This window comes from Pandoraea eparura (assembly GCF_902459725.1).
In the GTDB taxonomy this organism is placed as follows: Bacteria; Pseudomonadota; Gammaproteobacteria; order Burkholderiales; family Burkholderiaceae; genus Pandoraea; species Pandoraea eparura.
The window spans coordinates 50,826-71,557 of the sequence record NZ_CABPSH010000010.1 but is presented as its reverse complement, the minus strand read 5'-3'; the positions used below and the strand labels follow the sequence as shown (position 1 = coordinate 71,557).

General features: G+C 60.7%; 26 protein-coding genes. All 26 read right to left on the bottom strand.

Going from position 1 to position 20,732, the window contains the following annotated elements; all coding sequences use genetic code 11:
* Positions 1–3: 3 nt before the first annotated feature.
* The 26 genes from PEP31012_RS18090 to PEP31012_RS17965 all read right to left on the bottom strand — a co-directional run bounded on the left by PEP31012_RS18090 (position 4) and on the right by PEP31012_RS17965 (position 20,698).
* Entirely contained in the window at positions 4–567 is a 564-nt protein-coding gene (locus tag PEP31012_RS18090; RefSeq protein WP_246171366.1) for a phage baseplate assembly protein domain-containing protein, read from the bottom strand.
* Positions 567–1,718, bottom strand: coding sequence for a phage baseplate assembly protein (locus PEP31012_RS18085; RefSeq protein WP_150590690.1), 1,152 nt, complete (start codon positions 1,716–1,718; stop codon positions 567–569). The genes PEP31012_RS18090 and PEP31012_RS18085 overlap by 1 nt, the downstream gene beginning before the upstream one ends.
* Positions 1,718–3,274, bottom strand: coding sequence for a phage tail tip lysozyme (locus PEP31012_RS18080; RefSeq protein WP_150590689.1), 1,557 nt, complete (start codon positions 3,272–3,274; stop codon positions 1,718–1,720). Before PEP31012_RS18080 ends, PEP31012_RS18085 begins: the two co-directional genes overlap by 1 nt.
* 15 nt (positions 3,275–3,289) lie before the next feature.
* Entirely contained in the window at positions 3,290–4,711 is a 1,422-nt protein-coding gene (locus tag PEP31012_RS18075) for a DNA circularization protein (RefSeq protein WP_150590688.1), read from the bottom strand.
* Between the two features lie 163 nt (positions 4,712–4,874).
* Positions 4,875–5,435, bottom strand: a complete 561-nt coding sequence (locus PEP31012_RS18070) for a phage tail assembly protein (protein ID WP_150590687.1) — start codon at positions 5,433–5,435, stop codon at positions 4,875–4,877.
* A gap of 3 nt (positions 5,436–5,438) precedes the next feature.
* Entirely contained in the window at positions 5,439–5,813 is a 375-nt protein-coding gene (locus tag PEP31012_RS18065; protein WP_150590686.1) for a phage tail tube protein, read from the bottom strand.
* Between the two features lie 67 nt (positions 5,814–5,880).
* Positions 5,881–7,371 carry a phage tail sheath subtilisin-like domain-containing protein gene (locus tag PEP31012_RS18060; protein ID WP_150590685.1) on the bottom strand — a complete coding sequence of 497 codons (1,491 nt, stop codon included), beginning with the start codon at positions 7,369–7,371 and terminating at the stop codon, positions 5,881–5,883.
* Entirely contained in the window at positions 7,371–7,550 is a 180-nt protein-coding gene (locus PEP31012_RS18055; protein WP_150590684.1) for a DUF2635 domain-containing protein, read from the bottom strand. Before PEP31012_RS18055 ends, PEP31012_RS18060 begins: the two co-directional genes overlap by 1 nt.
* A 10-nt stretch (positions 7,551–7,560) precedes the next feature.
* Positions 7,561–8,163, bottom strand: coding sequence for a hypothetical protein (locus tag PEP31012_RS18050; protein ID WP_150590683.1), 603 nt, complete (start codon positions 8,161–8,163; stop codon positions 7,561–7,563).
* A complete protein-coding gene (locus tag PEP31012_RS18045) occupies positions 8,156–8,500 on the bottom strand; it encodes a head-tail joining protein (RefSeq protein ID WP_150590682.1) in 345 nt (114 codons plus the stop codon). The genes PEP31012_RS18050 and PEP31012_RS18045 overlap by 8 nt, the downstream gene beginning before the upstream one ends.
* A 3-nt stretch (positions 8,501–8,503) precedes the next feature.
* The gene (locus PEP31012_RS18040) at positions 8,504–8,731 is read right to left on the bottom strand and encodes a hypothetical protein (protein WP_150590681.1); all 228 of its coding nucleotides are present in this window, start codon (positions 8,729–8,731) and stop codon (positions 8,504–8,506) included.
* Positions 8,731–9,792, bottom strand: coding sequence for a major capsid protein (locus PEP31012_RS18035; protein ID WP_150590680.1), 1,062 nt, complete (start codon positions 9,790–9,792; stop codon positions 8,731–8,733). Before PEP31012_RS18035 ends, PEP31012_RS18040 begins: the two co-directional genes overlap by 1 nt.
* A gap of 82 nt (positions 9,793–9,874) precedes the next feature.
* Positions 9,875–10,291: a head decoration protein gene (locus tag PEP31012_RS18030; protein WP_150590679.1), complete on the bottom strand. Its 417-nt coding sequence runs from the start codon at positions 10,289–10,291 to the stop codon at positions 9,875–9,877.
* A gap of 26 nt (positions 10,292–10,317) precedes the next feature.
* Positions 10,318–10,842 carry a hypothetical protein gene (locus PEP31012_RS18025; protein WP_150590678.1) on the bottom strand — a complete coding sequence of 175 codons (525 nt, stop codon included), beginning with the start codon at positions 10,840–10,842 and terminating at the stop codon, positions 10,318–10,320.
* Between the two features lie 99 nt (positions 10,843–10,941).
* Positions 10,942–11,826, bottom strand: a complete 885-nt coding sequence (locus tag PEP31012_RS18020) for a S49 family peptidase (protein WP_150590677.1) — start codon at positions 11,824–11,826, stop codon at positions 10,942–10,944.
* A complete protein-coding gene (locus PEP31012_RS18015) occupies positions 11,823–13,397 on the bottom strand; it encodes a phage portal protein (RefSeq protein ID WP_150590676.1) in 1,575 nt (524 codons plus the stop codon). Before PEP31012_RS18015 ends, PEP31012_RS18020 begins: the two co-directional genes overlap by 4 nt.
* Positions 13,398–13,459: 62 nt before the next feature.
* Positions 13,460–13,690, bottom strand: coding sequence for a gpW family head-tail joining protein (gpW, locus tag PEP31012_RS18010; protein ID WP_150590675.1), 231 nt, complete (start codon positions 13,688–13,690; stop codon positions 13,460–13,462).
* Between the two features lie 53 nt (positions 13,691–13,743).
* Positions 13,744–15,744 carry a phage terminase large subunit family protein gene (locus PEP31012_RS18005; RefSeq protein ID WP_150590674.1) on the bottom strand — a complete coding sequence of 667 codons (2,001 nt, stop codon included), beginning with the start codon at positions 15,742–15,744 and terminating at the stop codon, positions 13,744–13,746.
* Positions 15,719–16,297, bottom strand: coding sequence for a hypothetical protein (locus PEP31012_RS18000; protein ID WP_150590673.1), 579 nt, complete (start codon positions 16,295–16,297; stop codon positions 15,719–15,721). The genes PEP31012_RS18005 and PEP31012_RS18000 overlap by 26 nt, the downstream gene beginning before the upstream one ends.
* 159 nt (positions 16,298–16,456) lie before the next feature.
* On the bottom strand, positions 16,457–17,143 hold the full coding sequence (locus tag PEP31012_RS17995) for a hypothetical protein (RefSeq protein WP_150590672.1): 687 nt from the start codon (positions 17,141–17,143) through the stop codon (positions 16,457–16,459).
* A gap of 546 nt (positions 17,144–17,689) precedes the next feature.
* On the bottom strand, positions 17,690–18,067 hold the full coding sequence (locus PEP31012_RS17990; RefSeq protein ID WP_150590671.1) for a hypothetical protein: 378 nt from the start codon (positions 18,065–18,067) through the stop codon (positions 17,690–17,692).
* A gap of 190 nt (positions 18,068–18,257) precedes the next feature.
* A complete protein-coding gene (locus PEP31012_RS17985) occupies positions 18,258–18,665 on the bottom strand; it encodes a nuclease domain-containing protein (RefSeq protein WP_425494974.1) in 408 nt (135 codons plus the stop codon).
* 14 nt (positions 18,666–18,679) lie between these two features.
* Positions 18,680–19,156: a hypothetical protein gene (locus tag PEP31012_RS17980; RefSeq protein ID WP_150590669.1), complete on the bottom strand. Its 477-nt coding sequence runs from the start codon at positions 19,154–19,156 to the stop codon at positions 18,680–18,682.
* Positions 19,153–19,470 (bottom strand): hypothetical protein, encoded by a 318-nt coding sequence (locus PEP31012_RS17975; protein WP_150590668.1) that lies wholly within the window; start codon positions 19,468–19,470, stop codon positions 19,153–19,155. The genes PEP31012_RS17980 and PEP31012_RS17975 overlap by 4 nt, the downstream gene beginning before the upstream one ends.
* Complete coding sequence (locus PEP31012_RS17970; protein WP_150590667.1) at positions 19,467–19,766, bottom strand: DUF1064 domain-containing protein; 300 nt, start codon at positions 19,764–19,766, stop codon at positions 19,467–19,469. Before PEP31012_RS17970 ends, PEP31012_RS17975 begins: the two co-directional genes overlap by 4 nt.
* A complete protein-coding gene (locus PEP31012_RS17965; protein WP_246171365.1) occupies positions 19,766–20,698 on the bottom strand; it encodes a helix-turn-helix domain-containing protein in 933 nt (310 codons plus the stop codon). Before PEP31012_RS17965 ends, PEP31012_RS17970 begins: the two co-directional genes overlap by 1 nt.
* Positions 20,699–20,732: the final 34 nt, after the last annotated feature.

Sequence of the window (20,732 nt, the reverse complement as noted above, 5' to 3'; positions counted from 1 at the left end):
GTATCATTCCTGTTCGGTCGGAACTTCCGACGAGATGTTGCTGCTGCCGCCTTGAACGTTCTTCACAACATGATGGTGGCCGTCGAAGATCATGCGATCCGCAGACATGCTGCGGCCGGTCGTATCACAGTTGTCGACAATGTCACCCGTGCATTCGAAGAGAAGCGTCTCGGCACGCACCTTTGAGGCATTTGTCAGCATGATCGGGTTGCCACCGCCATTCACTACGATGCCCGTCGACGAGAGGTAGACCGACTGCCCCTTATCGTCGCTGATCGCAACTTCGCCGCTTGCGAGCGCCTTCATGCGGTACTTCGCGTTCGACGTCGCGATCACGAAGCCATCGTTGCGATCGCCGTTCTTGAAGGCGATGAGCGCCTGCGTGCCGGACGGCGGATTCGACGTGAATCCATACTCTGCGTAGCGCGGCACGTCTGGGATCAGCTCCAGCGCGTTCAAACGAACCTGCAATGTCTGTACACCTTTCGTGTCGTCGACCAGCGCGATCGCACCGCGCGCCATCAGCAGGAGAATGCGGCGCCCGAGCCGGTTAAGTTCTTGCAGCACTATTGCTCCACTGGTGTTTGCGTTGATTCGTCCATCGGCAAAATGTCCAGCGCGATCGGCTCTGGCAGGAAACCCTGCCGCGGACCGAACACCAACTCGGCATGCGTGCCGTTCTGATCGAGGATGAACGTCACCTCGGCGAGCAGAAGAATGGTGTTATCGGGGATGCCAGCCGCCGGTGCGGACACCGGATAGTTGATGTTTGGAATCCATGGAGAGCCGCTCGCATCACGCCAGTTATCCACGAGCGCGCGTACGCGCCGTGCGCGTCCATAAGCCCGCGACGCCATCCAGTTGACACGCTTCTCGATAAACCGCCGATCTGTTGCGCTCTGCTCCGATACAAAGTACGTCGGTCTTAGCCGAGCGGGATTAGCCGCCGGCCCCGTCGCCACCACCGTCACCACCGGCAGGTTCGGGATGCTTTCATCATCCGCACCAGCGCTGTATGCGCTCAGCACAGCGTTGTAGGTGCTGAATGTTCCCAGGACGCTTTTCGTGCAGACAAGAGCCTCGATGTTGTTGCCGAGGGCAATGCCCGAAGCCGCAAGCTCGGTGCCTGCCTGCGAGATCGTGATCTCTCCCTCTTCGCTCTCGAATACCAGCAACCCGCAGTAGCGCGCGTAGCGCTCGATCACTTCCCACGCCGTCTCGGTGATGCTGACAATCTGGCGCGGCAGCGCCGGCAACGCATCGAGAACAGCCTGTGTACCGTTCGGCGGCACGAAAACGTCAATCGAATATGGCGTCGCGATCATGGCGCACAGCTTCTGCAGCCCGGTATTCGCGTTGACGCGATCCAGACGACACGAGCAATCAACCAGGTCCGCGAGCTTGCCGCGGCCCGAGATGGTGATGTCATGGCTATACGGGGTGATGATCGTCTCGACGGTCTCCACATATCCGGACAACACGAGGTCATCGCCGATCGAAACCTTGATAGGAGCGCCCTCGCGCGCGAGCAGCTTCAGGGTGTTCGCGTCAGACGAGCATGTGAGCACGAATGCCGATGTCGCAACCTCAATAGAGCGCGTAACCCTCACCGCCTTCCATCCCGTCAGCAGCAAGCCATCCTGTGTCAGCAGTACGCGTACTTCATCGACGCCGGGCTTTCCCCCCAGAGCGTCGACGACTCGATCTGCATTCGGCATCAGAAGCTACCAGGTGAATAGGCGTATTGATCGCCGAGAGGTGCATGTTGGCGATCCGTTTTCAGTTGCGTGTCGACGTTCGGCGACGATGTGACGTTGGTGCTCGTGCCCGGCGGCGCATTCTTGTGGACGATCTCGACCGTGACCTTTCCGGGCTCGCCAGTTCCCTGGCCTAGCTGCGCATCAAGCTGGCGAGCGATTCCTGCCCGAACGTTTGCCTCGTTCGGATCCTTGGGCCGCTCGTACAATGACGAGACCTTCTCCGCCGCTTCGGGCGCTGTCGTCGATGCCATTAGGGCGTCGCCAGCAGCCCTCTCGTTGTTCTGAAGCTCCCACAAAGAGTAGCCAAGCTGTTCCTCATGACTTGCGGAAGCAAGTGGCGTCTTGAATGTGCGCTCATAGATCGCCTGGCGATCAGGATGCCACTGGAATAGCCCTACCGCCTTCCCGTTGTCGCCCACCGCACGATCGTCAAGCCCACTTTCTCGGCTCGAATTTGCGACCATGCCAATCGCTTGCTCGCGCGAAAGACCATGATTCATATACCACTGGACATCGGACCGTGCCTGCTCGAGCTGTGCACCATTACCAACAGCCGTCTTCTCGTTCAACTGCGCCATAGTCACAGCGCCGCGCCCGCGCAGCGAATTACCGAAGCGCTCAAAGCCATCCCAGATACGCTGCTCAGTGCTATTGGCGCCGCTCGGTTGCGGTGCCGGCCGGTTGCGGCCGCTTGTGGCGTCGAAGAAGAACTGGATACCTTGCAGCAATGAATTGAGTGCCGGCTCAACGCCGCTCAGCACAGTCGTCTTCAACCGGTCGTACGTGATGCCAAGCTTGGCAGATGCATCCGCATACTCGCGAGCGCGCTGGATATCCTGCTCATCAGGGATGTATTCCTTGGCCGTCGCGAGATCCGCCGACACCTGCGCCGGACCGCGGCTCAAGAAATCGACCAGCGATCCCGCGCCGGCGGCATTCAGGAAATTCTGCGCTCCGCCGTATTTTCCCTGCCCGCGCAGCGTCTCCGCATATGCGGCCAACTTCGTGAGCACCGACTCGATGGATTCCAGCCGGCTCGGATCGGTAGAGATGCCAGCGGCCTGAAACCGCTTGAGCGCCTCCGGATTCCGATTGTTCAGCGCGTCGCTGTACGTCTGGCGCACCTGTTCAACGCCGGCGTTTGCCTGCTCCGGCGACAGCCCGGCAAGGCGACCCGCATATTGCACGCCGTACGCAGTTGATGTGGAAAGGCCGCTGCGCAGGGCCAGATTGCTCATCGATCGCATCGACGATGCCCACTGCGATTCCATCTGCGCGATCTTCACAGTCAGCGCCGTGATGCCGCCGATGATGCCCGCTTTGCCGACGAAACTTGCAATCTCGGAGATCGCGCCGCTGTTGGAATTGAAGCCGGCAGCGATCGAACTGCCGAGACTGTTCAGTTTCCCCTTATTCGCCTGCGCCTGCAGCTTGGACAGGCTGTTGGTCACCTTCCCGATCGGGCCGGATGCCTGATTCTTAGCGGTGATTGCAATCGAGATTTTGCTTGCCATGGGGCCGCTCGGAAATCATTTTGCCAGCGCATTGAAAGTCGTTGGCATGAATGCAGGGTGTATTGGATTCGCCTGCGCAACCAGTTCGTCGGCCCGCGTCGGGTCGCGATACAACCGTGTGGCGAGCGCGAGCGACGGCAGCATCGACGGAAGGTCGAACGTCTTGATAGACGAGAGACCTGCACCGCGCTTGTTCAGGTCGGCCACTACCGCCGCGCGCAGGGCCGACAAGGCTTCATAGGTCTCGTCCTCCCCTTTGTCGCCGGCAACAGTCATCTCGGCGTCGACCAGGTCGGTGACCAGATCGCGCACGCGCATGGCGTCGTCGCTAGACGTCGGCTGATACGTCGATGACGCCTGCGCGACCGCGCCGATCGAAGCGCGCCGAAAAAGATCGCTGCACGCTGATTGCATTTCGCCCATCGCCGTGCCAATGACGGACGTGGTCGTGCCGGCATCAGGAATGAACGTCGAGAGAGCCGACAACAGCCGGATCGAATCGCTCGGATCGCTTGTCGCCGCCAGAACTGCCGTGGTTACGCCACGAACCGATGCCGTGAAGGCATCCACCGAGGACGCGTCGAAAGCCGCTGCAGCAGTCGCCATTGCATCGGCCGCCGCGCTGACGTTCGCGCGCGCCGCGGTGGCGGTCTCGAACAGCGCCTGAGTCGTCGTCGAATGGACCGAGGAACTCGGATACTTGCTGAACGTCGGCACCGTGGCGCTGCCTGCGAAGCGACCGAAGTCGCCCGGCAGGTTAAACAGCAACTGAAACAGGTTCCTCGCGTCGCCGACAATGTTTTTGGCGTACAAGTACCAGCCGAGCGCCGTATTGACGACCGTGCCCAACACCGCAGCGCCATATGCAATCGCGGTCATGGCCGTCTTCGCGAAATTGAGCGCCGCCGCAACATTAAGTCCTGTCACCGCGTTCAGCACAGACTGCGTTGTCGCGGGATCTGCCGTCGGGTAGGTGCGCTGCCCTGCCTCGATGAATTCGAAGTGAAGCTCGAAGTACCGGCCCTTTTCCCAATGCTCGATACTGCGGAACCCGTCAAGGTTGACGGTGAGCCGGCCGAGTGTCGGATGAATCAGCTCACCGTCGCCGGCAGTCTCGACGGCCGCAATCATGACGTCGCGCTGCGCGATGACGTCGTCGCCGACGACGAAGCCATACATGCGGATGCGCCGCGCGCCGCGGCCGAGATCCTCGATCCATGGCGTATCCCGCATCGGATACTGGTGCATCTGGTTGCGGCGACCGAACGCCGCCTCGCTGCCGAGAGACACGAACGGCACGCCGCGATACGACGCCGGGCGCAACTGCTTAAAGTACGACTGCGCTGAGCCGCCCAGCCGAGCCGCTAGCGAACTTGCCAGATTGGAAATGCCCGAGGCGGTGCTGAGCACGGCGCCTGCGCCGCCACCGATGTTCATGCGCCAACTCCAATCCGTTTGCCCAAGCGCCGCGCTCTCGCGAGCCAGTGCAGGGTCTCGGTTTCTGTCATCTGCTCGACCCGGTCAGGATCGAAACGCATCATGTGCGTCAGTTCGGTGAGACGATCGTCCCACCACTCCGGAATCGAGATCTGCTCGGCGATCAGTCGTCCGAGTCCGGTGATCGCCGAACCTGAAAACCGTTGAAGTACGCCACCGCCTCGAGGAAGTCCCGCGCGGACAGCGCGCGCACCGAGCTTTTCGGAACCTTGCCGATAAGGCTTATGAGCGCGACCATGCGGGCGAATGGACCGCCCGCGGATTCCGCTTTCCGCTTCTGCTGATTCGTCGGCTCGCACAGCGTCAAAGACGCAATGTTCAGCGCGCTGTCGTCGCGAGTGATCTGCACCGGCTTTGTCAGCTGAATGACGATCTCGTCGGAGCTCCGAGCCGGGTTCCGCACCGCGTCGTGACCGAATGAGGCGATGAAATCCTCAGCCTCGTCGATCTGACTGCCATACATCTGGTCGATCACGTCTACAGGCGCGCTGCTGAGTAGCGCTATCAGCGCGACCGACGTGCCATAGATGCCTGCGGATTGCTCTGCCTTCTCATAGTCGCCTGCGAGCGGCTCGCGAAGCGAGATTTCTGAGACGGTTGTCTCGGCGTCTCCCTTGCCATACTTCAGCGGCTTGCGGAGAATGATTGTTTTCGTATCGCTCATCACTTATTGCTCCGTGACCGCGTTCTGCAGGCCTTCCCAGCGGCACGTGAACTTCGCCTCGGCCGTATCGACTTCTTGCGCCTCCACCGTCCACATGTTGCGGCCAATGACCGTTTTGCCGTTCGCAAGCTCGACCACAAGCGTCACGTTGCGCATCGCGTTGAACGCGGCGAGGCTAAGACCGCCGGAATCGCGGATTGATGCACTGATATACGGCGCCTTCGGCATTTCGCTGAAGCCGTGCACGGTGTCTTGACCGACCTTCGTCTCGCGCGTCACGCTGCCGACGTCATATTTCAGTTCGCCTTCTATCTGATAATTCACCCCATCCGCCGTCAGATACGCGGTACCGGCAATGAGGCCTGTGTTGTTCGCCATTTACATCTCCCAGAAATGACAGCGTTGCCCCGGATTACATGGCAGCGCTTTGCGTTTGACGGACAGATCAGGACTGCGTAGTCGACAGGCGGAACTGCGCAAGCAGCGCGAAGATGCGTAGCTGGTTGATCAGTGTGCCAGGCCACAGTACGTCGACGCGATTCGGGTTCGATGCGTTCTGCTCAACGATGATCGACTGCGCGAAGATATCGCTTCCCTGCACGTAGCCTTCGTATTCCATCGCGCGGTACTCCGCGATCTGATCGGCCTTGATGATCTTCGGCGTGACGATGCCGGAACCCGGCGCGAAGCGCGTGCCGTCGGCTGCGAGCTTCACGCGCGCGTATTTCGTCGTCACCATCGTGCGCAAGCGGCGCAACACATATGTCAGCAGGAACATCGTCTCGATTTCGAGATAGCTGTTGTCCGGCTGTCCCGACGCGTTCGTCTGGTAGGTCGTGATAAGGTTTTCGATCGCGACCGTGCCATCATCGGCAACCGTGAACGTTGAGACGCCGTCGTAGAGCAGCGTGTTGCGCTGGCTCAGGTTGAAGCGAGACTGCAGCGGCGGCGCCAGCACGCCGGTGAGCGCGACCGTCTGCATGGGAATGCCCGGATCTGCGCGTACGCTCACGGCAGTCTGTGCCGCGATTGCCGCTGCCCATTGCCACGGCGGCGTCGGCGAATCGTTGAAGCCCATTACCGTTTCATGCTGGTTGTTTCGGGCTGTGCCAAACGTCGTCTGATTTGCCCATGTCGCTCGATACGCATAGAACGCGTGCCCGAACACCTGCTGCTGCCAGCTCCATCGCCCTGTCGAATCGTTCAGGAACGCCTTGATCGCATCCATCGAGGTCGTGTCCGTGAACGCGCACGCGATGAAGTCAAACGGCATGTCGAGCAGATTGCCGAGCGCCGTCGTCAGCGTCGGGTTTGTCGCGCCGCCGGTCATCGCCGTGATCGTCGCAGCAAACCCAGTCGGGAACACTTCGCCATTCGCCGCACCCTGGTAGTTGAAACGAATGTCGATGTCGTTGCCGACTAGCCCCTTGTTATCCGCCGTCAGGTCGATCGTGCTGGTCGTGACTGCCGCGGTCACCGGCATGCCAGGAATTGCATTGATCGCTCCACCGATGGCAGTGGCAACCTGTGCCGTCGTCTGACCCGCAGCGACAGCAACAGAGACCAACTGCCCGGCAATATACAGCGCCACCGTTCCATTCGCCGTCGGCGCGCCTGTAACGCCGATCGAGCCGCTTGCGGCCGTGGCGCCAGCGGCATCAGCCAACGGGAGGGTCCACAACTCACCGAACGTATCGTTCTGTCGATATGCCCCCACCATCAGCGCGAGCACAGAATTCGCACCGAACTGCGTGTTTGCGTCGCCTGTTCCAGCGGAGAGCAGCGGCACATCCTGAGCAGCCGCGCCGGTCGTCATCGGGCCGATCAGCAGCCCGCGCTGATTCGCAACCGCTGAGTTGGCATGCGAGCTATCGATCTCGGCGAAGAACAGCGGCGTGCGCAGGTTCTGCGGGATCTGTTTGAACGGTACGGTCATTACGCGTTACCCCCGGCCTTCTTCGTTGCGGTTGCGGGCGCCTCGATAACGACGTCACCGTCGTTCGCTACGCGCGTCCAGAAAATATCGCCGTCCGGCACTTCGATGCCTTCGGGCGGAAGAAACTGTTTCGTTACCGGATGCCGCACTTTGAGGCCCGGCGCAGGTTTGACGATCATTCGTCACCTCTTAAGAGAATGTTGCTTTGACGAAGCCTTCAGCCCGTCCATCGGGGCCTTCGGTGCGAGGGGCCGGCGTAACTGCGTCAGGGAAAGGAGGATTCGGGTAGGTCTCTGCCGAATCGAAGACGTTGATCAGATCTGCCGTCAGATCGATTTCCGTGAGTTGTGCGGTAACGTCCGGATAGAACGTCTCGTACATCTGCACGCCAATCGAAACGAGCATTCCGCCTATGTGTGTCTCGCCTTCGGCGCTCACGTCCGTTTGAATCCGCACAAACGGGAAGTCCTGTGCGAGTTTGCGCAGTGGCACGCTCTTGAAGATCGCTGCCTCAATGTCAGCCTGCAGACCTTCGAGCGCGAGAAGCGCCGCCGGACCAGACGCTGCCGATACCTCAACGCGGATCTCGAAGATGCTTGTCGTGGTGAAGGCAGTCTGGCCGCTATTACCGAGCGACTGCTTTTCTTCACCGCCATACCTCACCTTGATGGAAGGCAGCTTCGCTGCCGGCAAATTCCAGTCGCCCGGCGATTGCAGCTTGACGCCCTGCAGCATGCCGAGAACGGACAGCAGCGCAGCGCGGAATTCCGCGCGTGCAGTCTGATCAGACATCGGTTTGGCCTGGTACGTTGAGCATCAACCGGGCTGCGCCGTGGCCGTCTGGATGTACCTCCCGAACTTCCCACTGCTCGCCCGTCTTGTTGATCAGAAGTTGGTCGCCTTGAAGCGGCAGCATCTGGCCGGAGAACTGCGAAAGCTGCACACCGATCGTCGGCTGATTCGTGACAACCGATTCCCCCGACGTTGGATCAACGCCGAAAAACGCCTTGTCGTAGATCCCGGTGATCGGGAACGATGCGCCAACCGCTGCTTGATACGTGATCTCCGTGCCGAATTCCTTCTGGAGAGGCCCGAGAATCTTCGCGTCGACGACGTCGTCCCAGTCCATCTCTTATGCCACCTTGACCGTCGGACCTTCTGACGGCGAAAAGACGGGACCGTCACCGCGCGGAAGTTCAGCTTCACCGGGCGTCGTCAGAAACCCTGCCTTCCGGAGTTGGGCGATTTCGGCCGGCGGTAAAGAGACCTCTTCGCCGGGGCCAACCTGCTTGCCGTCGATGGTGATCGTGCGGCCTCGCGCTACGGTCGCGCGCGAACCGCCCTTTTCGGGCGCGGCCATTAGCTCACCACCGGGTCACAGACCGTCGCGGCGAAGCACGCGTTGACGCGGCTCGGGATCACGATCGGCGACGACTGCATCATCAGGAAGCGCTGGGCCGGGTCTTCCGACACCCAGGTCTTCGGCGCATACGGCAACGCCTGATAGTTGAACGCGGGATCGAGCACCGTGCCGAAAGCACGCGTGCCCATCAGGTCCGCACCCGACATGATCACCGTGCCGTCCGTCAGCATTGGCTGTTCGACGTTGTTGTCGTCGACGTACCAGTCGTTGTAGACCCACAGGTCATACTGACCCCAGTGGCCCTTGTACTGCGCGCCGCGCTGGATCTGCGCGCCGACGTTGATGTTGTTCCCTTGACCACCATTGCCCGGATACCAGATCGCAGCCTTCACGACCGGATCGGCAATGAAACCCGTCCATGCGCTCGTCGTGAAGATCAGGTCGGTTGCAACGCCGCCGGACTTCTTGAGCATCAGATGGCCCCACTGCTCGAGGTTCGTCGACGGTGTGGCGTTGCTCGCGGCCACGTTGGCCGCCGTCCACTTGGCAGTGCCCGTCAGCGCCGTCGTCAGCTCAGCGTCGCGCCCGAAGTCGACCACGACCGTCGGGAAGCCATCACCCGCGATCGTCACGGAGCCGCCTGCCAGCGCTTGAGCTGCCATCCATTCCAAGCGACGATCAAGCATGTCGATCTGGTCTTCCATTTCGAACGTGAGGTTCGCCATCTCGCGCTCGCCCGCCGACATGTCGCCGCCGATGCGCTCGCCGATCATGCGGCGAACCGGCTTACGCAGGTCAGGAGCGCGCTTGTCCTTGATGTACGCCGGCTTGAATTCGTTCGTCTGGTAGCGGCGCTGCTCAACCAGTTTGCCTTCGACAAGCGGCGAGACGAACGGCGACATACGGCGCTTGCCGACGTCGACATCGATCGACACGAACTCCGTATCCGATGTGACGACATTCGGGAAGAACTTGTCGAGCAGGAACTGCTGCGACTTCTTCAGATTGGGAACCATCTGAATCAGTACGTTGGTGTCGAAAATCAAATTTCCGGCCATTTTTTACTCCATGCGGATGCTTTTGAGATTCCCAAAACAAAAACCCCGCCGAAGCGGGGTTCTCGTGGTGTGGGCTTTTGGGTTAGCTCGGGTCCGCAGCGGAGACCGAGGTTTTGACGTAGATGTTGGCGTTGGTCAGCAGAGCCGCCTTCGCGGCAGCGAGCGTGATGCCGGTGCCCAGCGTCAGCGCGGCTCCGTTCACCTCTGCCTGGAGGTAGACACCGGAGATGACATCGCCCGCGCTACCGTCGGCAGAGTCAGCGAGCACCGCACACGGGTTCTGGCTGCCGTCCGCCGACGCTGAGAGCGCTTGCGTGTACTTTCCCGAAGCTGTGATCTTGCCGAGTACCGTGCCGCGCACGAACGGGCCTCCTGTGATCGTCACCGAGTCGGTGACGATCTGCAGCGGGCCCGCGATCAGCTGATCCGGGATGAAGGCTTGAGCGGTAATGCTTGGCTGTTGGGGGTTCTCCCCGATGGTGCTGACGTTCAGCGTCATGGTGTTTGCTCCTTATCGGGGAGTGGTTAAGCTTCGCCGCGGACACGAGCCGCGGCGGCGATTGCGCGTTGCGCGATGGCGCGCGGATCATCCGCTGCCGGCGCTTCGGCCTGGGGTGTTGCAATCGGCGCGGCGACCGTCGACATACGCTCACCGAGCCCGGTGCGCGCTTTCGGCTTGTCGAGTTCGCTGGCACCGAGCGCCGAGATCGCCTGAGCGACGCTAAGCGATGTGTCGAACGCGAAGACGGCAGCCTGATTCACGCGACCAGCCTTGATGCCTGCGGCGATGATTTGCGCGCAACGGATGCGCTCGCGCTGACGCGCACCTTTTGCGCGACCTGCGCGCTTGCCGTCTTCTTCATCATCTTTGTCATCAGCCTCGGCGTCGACATCGTCGTCGCCTTCATCGGCGCGCTTGGCTTCCTTGTCTTTCTCTTCCTCCTCAGCCTTGCGCGCTTTCTCTTCCTTCTTGTCCTGCTCTTCCATGCGCTTCGCGTAATCCTCATCGGACTCGTCGTCGCGCTGCTTGCGATCGTCGGTCTCTTCCATTCGCGGCGCCGATGCGCTCGGCAGGCCGAGGAAGTGCGCAAACGGCATCGCCGCCGCGATCTTCGTCAGTTTCGACATGTGATTTCCTGAGTAGATGGTCTAGGCATTGATCTGCTGGATCAGCGCCCGAAACGCGGCATCTGGCGCCGCCACTTCGTCCGCAAGCCCAAGGGCAACACCTTTCTCGCCCATGAACGTCGCGGCCTGCGTACCTCGAACCGTGGCGGCCGAGATATTCCGATTACGAGCGACTGTTTCGACGAACAGCTCGCCCATGGATGTGATGTCTGCCTTGTGGCGATCGAGTTCTTCCGGCGTGATCGGAAGTTCGCAATGGCCATCGGCTTTGAAATCGCCATATGTGATGAAGTGCACATCGACGCCTGACTTCGACAGCGCCTGCGACATGTCGACACGCGCTGTGATGACGCCGATGCTGCCAGTTCCACCTGTGCGCGGAACGACAATGCGATCGGCCGCGCTCGCGATTGCGTATCCGGCGGAGTACGCCGATTCGTTCAGGATCGACCACATCGGCTTGCGCCCACGTGCGGCATAGATCGTATCGACGAGATCGAAGCAGCCCGCCACCTCTCCGCCCGGCGAGTCGATGTCGAACGCGATCGCACTGACTTCCGGGTCATCGATCGCAGTCAGCAGGTTCTGCCTGATGCCGTCATAGCCCGACATGCCCGAATAAGGCCGCAGCGATCCGAGCTTCTGCACGAGCGTACCCTGCACCTCGATCACCGCGACGCCGCCGACGTTGTCGTAACCCTTCCGCTGCACGCGGCCGGGTTCAGCAAAGCCGTACTCGTCATCTTCCATCGCGAGAGGCGTGAGCGCGGCTCCGCCCATCCGCACAATCTGGCTGATGCCGAGACGGTCCGCGAGCGCTGCCATCACGATCTCCGCCTTACGCGGATGGATCGCCAGCGGAGTATTGAACATCCGCTGGGCGAGACGTGGTAGCAAGTGGTTCATGCGGGTTCCGGTTCCTGTGGCGGGTCGCCAGCTTTCTTTGCTTCGACGCGGGCCGCCCACGCAGGCAGAGGGATGCCGAGCTGCTTCATCCTGTTGATTTCCACAGCTTGGCGGTCCATCACTTCGCGCCAATCCGAGCCAGCAAGGTCGGCGCACTCGTCCTCAAGCGTGGATAGACCAGCATCCATGCCCATGATCGCGCCAGCTTTTTCCTTCGTCGGGTCGACGTATCCCTTCCCGGGCCCCATCCACTTTGCGCGCGAGTAAGCTGTGCGGCACTCAATGAAGTCAGGCACGTGACCACTGGGCATCGGAAGGTCGTCGACCTCGTGCGATTCCTCGACAAATGCGCCCGCAATGGGCTGCGAAAAGCCGCGTGCGAAGTTGACACGACGCCGATAGAACGTCTTCCACGCCTCGAGCATCGCAGCGCGATACGAGGAATAGTTGACATCTGACCAGTTCTGGCTTATCTGCTGCGTCGATGTGCCGGTACCGGCGGCAATATTACGCAGCATCGCCGCTTCGAATGCCTCGAAGTTGCCTGCCGGCCGCGAGGCGGCAACCGTCGAGATGATTTCGCCCGGATACAGCGACGTCAGCTGTGCACCGCCAAGACGAATGCGACGCTCACGATGGAAATCCGCACGACCTTCCTGATACGCGCCAACACCACCGCCGCCGAGCGATTCCTCGACAAAATTCTGATCAAACGGGCTGGTGATGTACGCGCCGAAGATCGCGTTGATAATCGCCGCATCGAGTTCCGTGCCGTCGTACTTGATCAGCATCTTCAATCGCTGCAGCACGGGCGTCAGAATTCCTGCGCCGCCGCGATGCTGGCCCGCACGATCCGGCGTGAAATTGTGGACGATGATCGGGCGGCCCCACTCCGTCTCACGCGGGATCAGATCCCAGTGGATAGAGTCGCCAGCACTGAACCAATCCCCCTGGTGCGCGCGCCGGATGAAATATCCGGTTGCGGCTCCGTAGCTATCGACCTGCACACCGCCGCGCTGCGTCTGCTGGTCGAACCGAAGTTGCGGATTCGACAGACGGTCGGGGTCGACCAGCATGACGGTCGTCGCATACCGCGCACGACCTCGCCCGACGCGTTCCGGCAGCCAGAGCATCTGAGCCAGCGAATCACCGTCGACCAGCTCGTGACGGAACGCGACGGCCATGATTTCGGGCAACGTCAGATTGCGCTGGGCATCGCAGTAGCGGCCGAGATCGTCAGCCCATGTGCGCCAGTTCGCTTCGAGTGACTGGCCATACTCTTCAGCCCAGACGTGATCGAAGCCTTTGTTTCCACTGTACGCGCGCAGTGCCTGATAGTCAGGCTTGAACACAGGATGAAAATTCGCACCGACGACGGTGTCGAGAGTACGCGTAACGGCCGCCGAAGCCCATCCGTCGTTTCTGACGAGATCACGCACGCGCGCAACGATGCGGTCGCGGTACATGTTGAGCTCGCCATCCGGCGACCACAGATACGGTTGCCAGTCAGCGACGTGATCGCCATACAGATCGGCGGCGTCGTACGGCGTACGAGATCCGCCTGTCAGCATGCGCGCGCGACTCGGCGTGAGCGGCGCACCGCTCGGCCCGAGAATCGACACTTGATTTTCCATTATCGAAACACGAAGCGAATTGGTCGGCGAGCCCGGCAGACGATGCCGAGTTCCTGCTGAAGTTGACGGATCAGCGCGGTGAGCGCTGCGATGTCGGTTTGTTGATACGTGACGGCACGCGTCCCATCGCCCTGCGTGTAGCTGAAAGTGACACCTTTCGCGCCAGTCTGCAATTCGATCAGCGCGTTCTGTGCATTCGACAGCGCCTGCTGCAGCGCGGTCGGCGACATTCCGGCGAAGATCGACGGCGTGAGATTCGACAAATCCGGCTCCAAACTGTGAGTTATGCGAGCCGACTTGCTCGCGATTGCTTCGCTGGTTCCGCAACGATCACGCGCGGCATTCGCTCAGGTTCCGCCTTCGGCAGAGGCTTAACGTCGAGCGTGACTTCTTGCGACGTCGTTCCGGCTACTCGCTGCATCGGCTCCGAAGGCGGCGCCGCAACTTCATCAGCGCGCTGGTTCAGCCTCAGACCGAAGTGCATCAGTCCACAGAGCGCGGCATAGCTGTAGACAGCAAGGTCGAGCGCCTCATTTGCCCGTCCGGGCGGAAGCTCCCATATCCGGAACACCTGCCCGTTCAACATCTTCTTCGCCGACCTTTCCGACACAAGCTGCGCGAAATAATTGATGTCGCGGTCTGCCGGGAAGTGCATGTATCCCGGCCCTGGCTCTTCGATATGAAGACGCGCGCGGATAACGTCCTTCGCTGCGTTCACGCCGATGATCACTGGTCGATAGCTCGACTTCGTGCGCGATGTCGGCTTCTTCGTCGGCCATACGGGTGACCGAGCGCCGCGGCGTGCAGACTCGCCCTTAATCGCCCAAATGCGGCGGCCGATCCGCGCCTTGCAAAACTCGTAGACCTTCTGCGTGTGGTGGCCGCCAGAGTCGATACACGCGGCCATTACCTCGTATGGCCGCCCGTCAGCGCGAAGCCAAATCCGCATCAGGTGCGCGTCGACGCGCCCCCACAACTCATCGCTGTCGGGGTCGCCCTCGAAGACCGCGTGATCAATAGACCAACGCTCTTCGTTACGGCCCCAACCGACCGTTTCGATTTCGACCCGGTCGTCCTGCACGTCACCAGCAGCTGTGATCACCGCAACGCCGTCGGGGACTTCAGCCGCCCAGACCTCTGTGCGAGACACCAGCTTCGCTTCGTTCAGCGCGCGCTCGCCGCGGTCCTCGTATGGCTCACCCAGTACGAGGTTGATGAACGTCTGGCGCGCGAGCGGATCGTCTTTCACCCGAAGCCATTCGGCGACGAGATTCGGCCACGACGCATTAGGGAACAGCGAATAGCCCGCCCAAATGTGAAATCCAGCATGGCTGTTGAACGGCTTCGACGCGCGCCACTCGCCGGCAGCGATCATGTCGGCTTTGTCGACCTCATAGACGATGCAGCCGTTGTGCTTGCAGACGTAGTACGTCGATTCGGGAAGTCCTTTGCCGTTTTCGTCCTTGTCCCACTTCATGCCGTGCGGCGTATCCGGACCGCCCCATTCGAGCACTTGGAACTCGCCGCAGTGCGGGCACGGCACCCAATACCGCCGCTGGTCGCTTTCGCCCCAGCTTTTCTCTATCCGGCTGTAGCCTTTGACTGTCGGCGTCGAGCCGAGCACGATCTTCCGATTCCAGAAGGTCTCCGACCGCTTCGTGCCGAGCGCAATCTGATCGCCTTCGTTGCCAGCTCCGTCGACGGGATAAGCGTCCACCTCGTCGAACATGACGACGCGCGAGGTGATACGTCGGAAGCCGGCCGGGCTATTTGCGCCGACAAGCGTCAGGCTGGCCCCGTTTCGGAACGTCTTCGCCAGAATAGTCTGGTCGCTGTTCTTCGCCTTCTGATCGCCCGCGATCACCGAAAGCACGGGCGTATCGCGCAGCATCGGCGCAATTTCTGTCTTCGAGTAGCTTTCAGCATCCTCGACGCGCGGCTGCACGACGAGGATCGGCGACGGATCCTGATGGATGAAGTAGCCGACAGCATGGTCCATCAGCTTCGTATAGCCGACGCGCGCCGACTTCATGACGCTGATCTTCTCGACCGACGGATCGGTCACGGCATCCAGCATGCCTCGCTGATAGCCGAATGCGCGGAAGCGGCCCGTCTGGGCGCTCGTCTCGCGCGAAAGCACTGCATATCGCTCGGCCCACTGGCTGAGCGTCAACTTCGGAGGGGGAAGCAAGTTCTCGCGGCGAGCCGCGAGAAGACCCGCATGGAGTGCGTCATACCCGCGCGCGTAGCGCCGCGTGCTATGTTTGGTTGCCTGCTCCGTCACGGGTTAGCTCTTCGAGTGCTTCTGTGATGACCTCCTGCAGCATGTCCTGTAGTTCGGCCGGCGTCTTGCAGCGATGAAGACGCGGCGCCTGTTCCGCGGGAATGGACAGCAGGCGGGTTCTGACCTTGGCGTATTCGTTCCCGACGGCTTTCGCCACCTCGGCCACGTCCACCACCTGACCGGAATCCCGGTCATATTCGAGCTGAGCCTTCAGCCCGAGATAATTCTCTTTGAAGCAGCGCGCCTCATCGAAGTCCAGCAACTGAACATTGCCAGTCAGGATGCGTTCGGCTGCTTCGTCGGCGCTCTCTCCTGCACCGAGCGTTACCTCGGCCGCCGCCTGGGTAACAGTTTTGCGCTTGTTACCCTTGCGCTCCTGGGTAACAGAAGGGGTAACAGCCGGAGCGCCGTCGCGACGATAGCGCTTGAGCAATTTGTCGGACTCTTCGACATTGATCGAATCGCCGTCAAACACAAGCCAGCCGCGCTCCTTCCACTTCGTGACCGTCTTCCGACTGACGCTGTGGCGTGCTGCGTACTCGCTTTGATTCATCGCTCAGTTCTGTTACCTGTTACCCAAATTTGGAAAGTTTGTAGCTAGCCGAAGATCGCACGAGCGCAGTGCCCGCGTGCTCGGAAGGGCGGGAAGGACCCGCCTGCATGATGGGTGCAGCCCCCTCGCTGCGCACCAAATCAGTGCGTCGACGGATGGTCACCCTAGTTTCGCAGTCGCAAGTGCCTTTGCCATCGCTTTGTCGAACTCTCGCGCGAAGTTCGCATCGACCACCTCGAAGGCCCGCTCACCAAACTCCAGATGACGCCTGACCGGCATCCCATCGCCGAATCGGATCAACAACTTCAGATGTCCCGTAGTGTTTGCTCCTCGTACGGCGACACCGCGCTTACCTGCTCGCCGGACGACCTTCGCGTTTTGCGGCCGCTGCCACACGCCGCCGATCTGCTCACCTCTTTTGGTCTTGATTGTGCCGACGAACACATCGGGCCTCGCCTCCAAACGCTGAAGGGTCGATTTGTTGAAGTTGCCGTACTGGTTGAGGAGTGCCCTGTCTTTCGGGTTGAGCCACGTCTTACCACGCCCGATGAGCTTGTGATTGCCGCCGAACTCGTACGGTTCAAGATACGCTGCAGCGATGTCCTTGATAAATACGCGGGCTTCTAGGTCACTCTTTCGCGCGCCCTTGACTGCAACAGAATTGACAGTGAATGGCGTCGGTCGATCGAAAACCTCAGGCATTGCTGCCTTCTCTTCGACTTGAGCGATCTTTGCGACCGCTGTCAATGTCTGAGCTATTGCGAACGGCAGTTGCTGCTTTTCGAGCTGTGACAGCGACTTCGTAAGCGCCTTCAGATCCTGCGATACGCTAATCGCGAAGTCCATGCTCGAACAAAATAAGAAAGCCTGGCACGCTGCCAGGCGAATCCATCGACAGACGGTCGCTGGAGGAGACAAGTTGATGGCTACTGCGATCGATCCGCACCACTCAATATGCGACCGGTTACTTCGCCCTCATCAAACCCGCCAACCCGTTCGTCGCTTGGGCGCGCTTAGCCAGCCTCGCCGGCAGTCTGCGGGTTTGATGAGAACGCACAAAAGAAAAAACCCGCAGGCTTTTACCTGGCGGGTTTTGTTGGACGCACTGTCCCGGAGCAAATGTCTCACATCCTGTCGCGCTTTTCAAAGACTGCGTGTCGCACTTTTATCTTCGCCACTTGTATAGAGCGCCAGCGCCGCGATCACAATGAGGCGCGCGAATCGATATAGACCCACATTCATGGAGAGCATGCAGCACCCTCAAAACGCCGCGATGCACGGCAGAGCGCTGCGATCCAGGCGCTCTACTTCGAACGTAATTAACCAGCTCATTCATTGGAAACCAACGGCCCGGGTGATGTGCCATGCACTCCATGACTTCGCGCGAGTATTTCAAGAGAATGCCCTCCTCACTTTTTTTCGCCCAATCTCCAGCACGCTCTCGTAGCCGGAAACAGACACTCCAATCTTTCGCGCGGCCCCGGCCACCCCCTTGTGGATCCGGTCATACCTCCACGGCGAGAGATATTCGGCCTGCATCACCTTGCGCTCGATATAGGGCATTGCGTCATATACACGCTGTACGACCTGAGCACGCTCTTCGAAAATCGGTTCGAGCCTATCTTCTTGCTCGCAAAACGCTTCCGCTCCCACATAGCGACACTCGATCGACTGACAGTGATCCGGAGGCATCGGGTGTGGGAGAGTACCCGCCTGGCACCACCGTACCCAGTTCCTGATCTCACTTTCTACCCATTTGGGAACGCTCATTCCTTGGATCTCCCATCGTTGTAGAACGCGCACCGGCGCATATACCTCGCCCCCGGCTTTGTTTGGTCTTTCGCGCAATACTCCAAGCCCCATAGTTTTAGCTTGTGAATGCACCCCTTGCACGTCCTGTTTTCCTCTTGTTCCAATACGATCGCCGGATCTTGGTACATCCTCGATGGAAGCGCCGCCATCACACCACCTCGATTGAAAGCTTTACTGCACGCACCGGCTGCCATTCTCGGTAGCCTGCGCGCCAGACACTGAATTTCTGTTCGCGGGGCGCAGATCCATGATCGAGCCACGCGTGGCACGCGAAACATCCCGGTACGGTAAATTCATCACGTGCCTTGATCCCCATGCCTTTCCCGTGTTGCTGCTCGTTCGAATGACACGGCACAACTGTCTCGGGCGTCAGCAGGCAGACGCCGGGCACTCGCAGGTAACAGCGCTCGCCGCGGCACGCGGTCAGCATCCGCTTGTCATGCCCTGCGCGCTTCTTCTGGGCTTTTCTCTTGAACGTCGTGCCGTGAAGCGCCGCCTTGCCGCTGAATGGGCTCAGCGCCGCCGGCGTGCTGCGCTTGAAGCCGGTGCGCTTCATGGGCTTGCTGCGCTTCATCGCTGGATCTCTAGGAAATCACCAGCAGCCATCCGGCGATGCATTTCGTTGATCGCCACCCGAACCTGCGCCTTGGGCGCCGTTTTCATCTGAGAGTCATGCACTGTGAGCGCCATCTGCAAATCGCGGATCCCGTCGCCGTCCAATCCCCAAGTGCCGAACCGCTCGCTGCGGGCTTTCGCTCTCATGAGCGCGTCCTGTGCTCGCTTGATGTCTTCAATGCGAGCCTCTTCCGTGCCTTGCTCGGCGAGGATCAGGGCGATATTCACCGAGCACGCGAGATTGCTCCATATCTCCTCAGTCGCGTATCCGCCCTTGATAGCGTCAAGCGACAGGTGATATGTGAGCCCAATGTCAGTCGTCTGGGACTGATCCAGCGGGAGCGCGGCGGACTTACGGTCCAAGCTTTCAGCCGCGCGTCTGATCAAGCGATTGGGGTCATACCGCCGACGAGGATGCTTAGTGCGGCTCATCGAAGCTCCTCACACAGCGCCTGGTGGGCCAGCACGTCGCGGTCATACGTCTGCATCGGCGTCCAGCGCGGCTGGTACGGGACGGTTGCCACTGAGGGAACGCTCGGATACGAACTCACTTTCAGCGCCGGCCGATTCATCAGAAGCCTCACGCGCGACTTCTTGCCGATAATCTCGATTTCCACGACCTTCTCGGCCGCAAGGGCACGACATGCTCGATTGATCGACGCGGTGTCAAACCCAGTGACCGACGCCAGCGTCTGGTAGCTGTACCAAAAGCCCTTGTCCATGCTTTCCAGAATTTCGCGCTTCATTTGACCTCCGTAATCGTCAAGCCTTTGGCGGCCATCAGGTGCCGCTTGAGCCGGTATTCCGCCGTCAGGTGCCCTTTCACGTCCTCGATGACCTCCTCACTGCTCCGCTGGTAGACAAAGTCGGCCACGTAGTAGCGTGCCGGCCGCTTCCGGCCTTGGATCACGACCGGCGGGGCGATCTCGAACCTCACCTGCCGCCGAACTGCTGCGAGGTAGGCGCGAGGCACACTGCCAAGCCCAGCCAGCGCCGCCCTTGCCGCTTCTTCGAAGTGCCGCCAGCATTCATTCGGGTCCATCACGGCGCGGCGCGCTTCTTCAGTTCCTCGAACTTGGTGGCCGACACCCCATGGAAGAACGCGAATGCGCGCTCGTACTCGTTCGGGTTCGCCTTCTGCGCCTTCGCCAGCTCCGACTCAATCCACGCACCGGGGCCTGCTGCGCGGAAGACATGCATCTTGTAGGTGAGTCCGTTCCATTCCGGTCGGCGCTCAACCTTCAGCTCTGCTCCCTTCGCTTCGATACCGGAGGCCGAATCCCACCAAATCGCGCCGGCACCGGCCGTTGTGCCGCCCTGCTCCGCTGGGCTCCCAGCGTCCTTGACCGGAAACAATCCAGTCCAGCCACGCAGAATGCTTTGGTTGATCACAGCGACTGGCTCATAGCCAGCAGCCCGCAATGTGCCGAGCGCCTCGATCGAGAGTGTCACGGCGTGATCCGTGAACGGTGCCTTGCCTTTGCGGCGGTAGGCCACCCAATTCGCCCAGGCTTCCTCAGGCAACCAGTCGGGAAGATTGATCGTCGATTCGACGCGCCGCGAAGCGCGCGCCCCCTTGACGGTTCCTTTACGGTTAACTGATGGTTCTTTACGGTTAGACGGCACATGGTGCGGGGGTGTGGCGCATTTGCTGCGGGGGTCCCCCGCATCTCCTGCGGGGGTGTGGTGCATTTGCTGCGCCGGTGCATTTCCTTCGCCGGTGCATTTGGTGCGGGGGTGAATTTCCTGCGGGGGTGAATATGCTGCGGGGGTTAGCGTGTAGCTGGTATGGCGGCCGTTCGAACGATTCGCTGAGACGATACCGGCCGACTCCAGCCACTTGATGGCGTTCTGTACAGCGCGCTCGGATGCGCAGACACGGGCGGCGATCGTCGGGATCGACGGCCAGCAGACGCCCTGGTCGTTGGCGTTGTCCGCCAGCGAGATCAGTACTGCCTTCTGCGCGATCGTCATACCGGCAAGCGGCCAACACTGGGACATGATGACC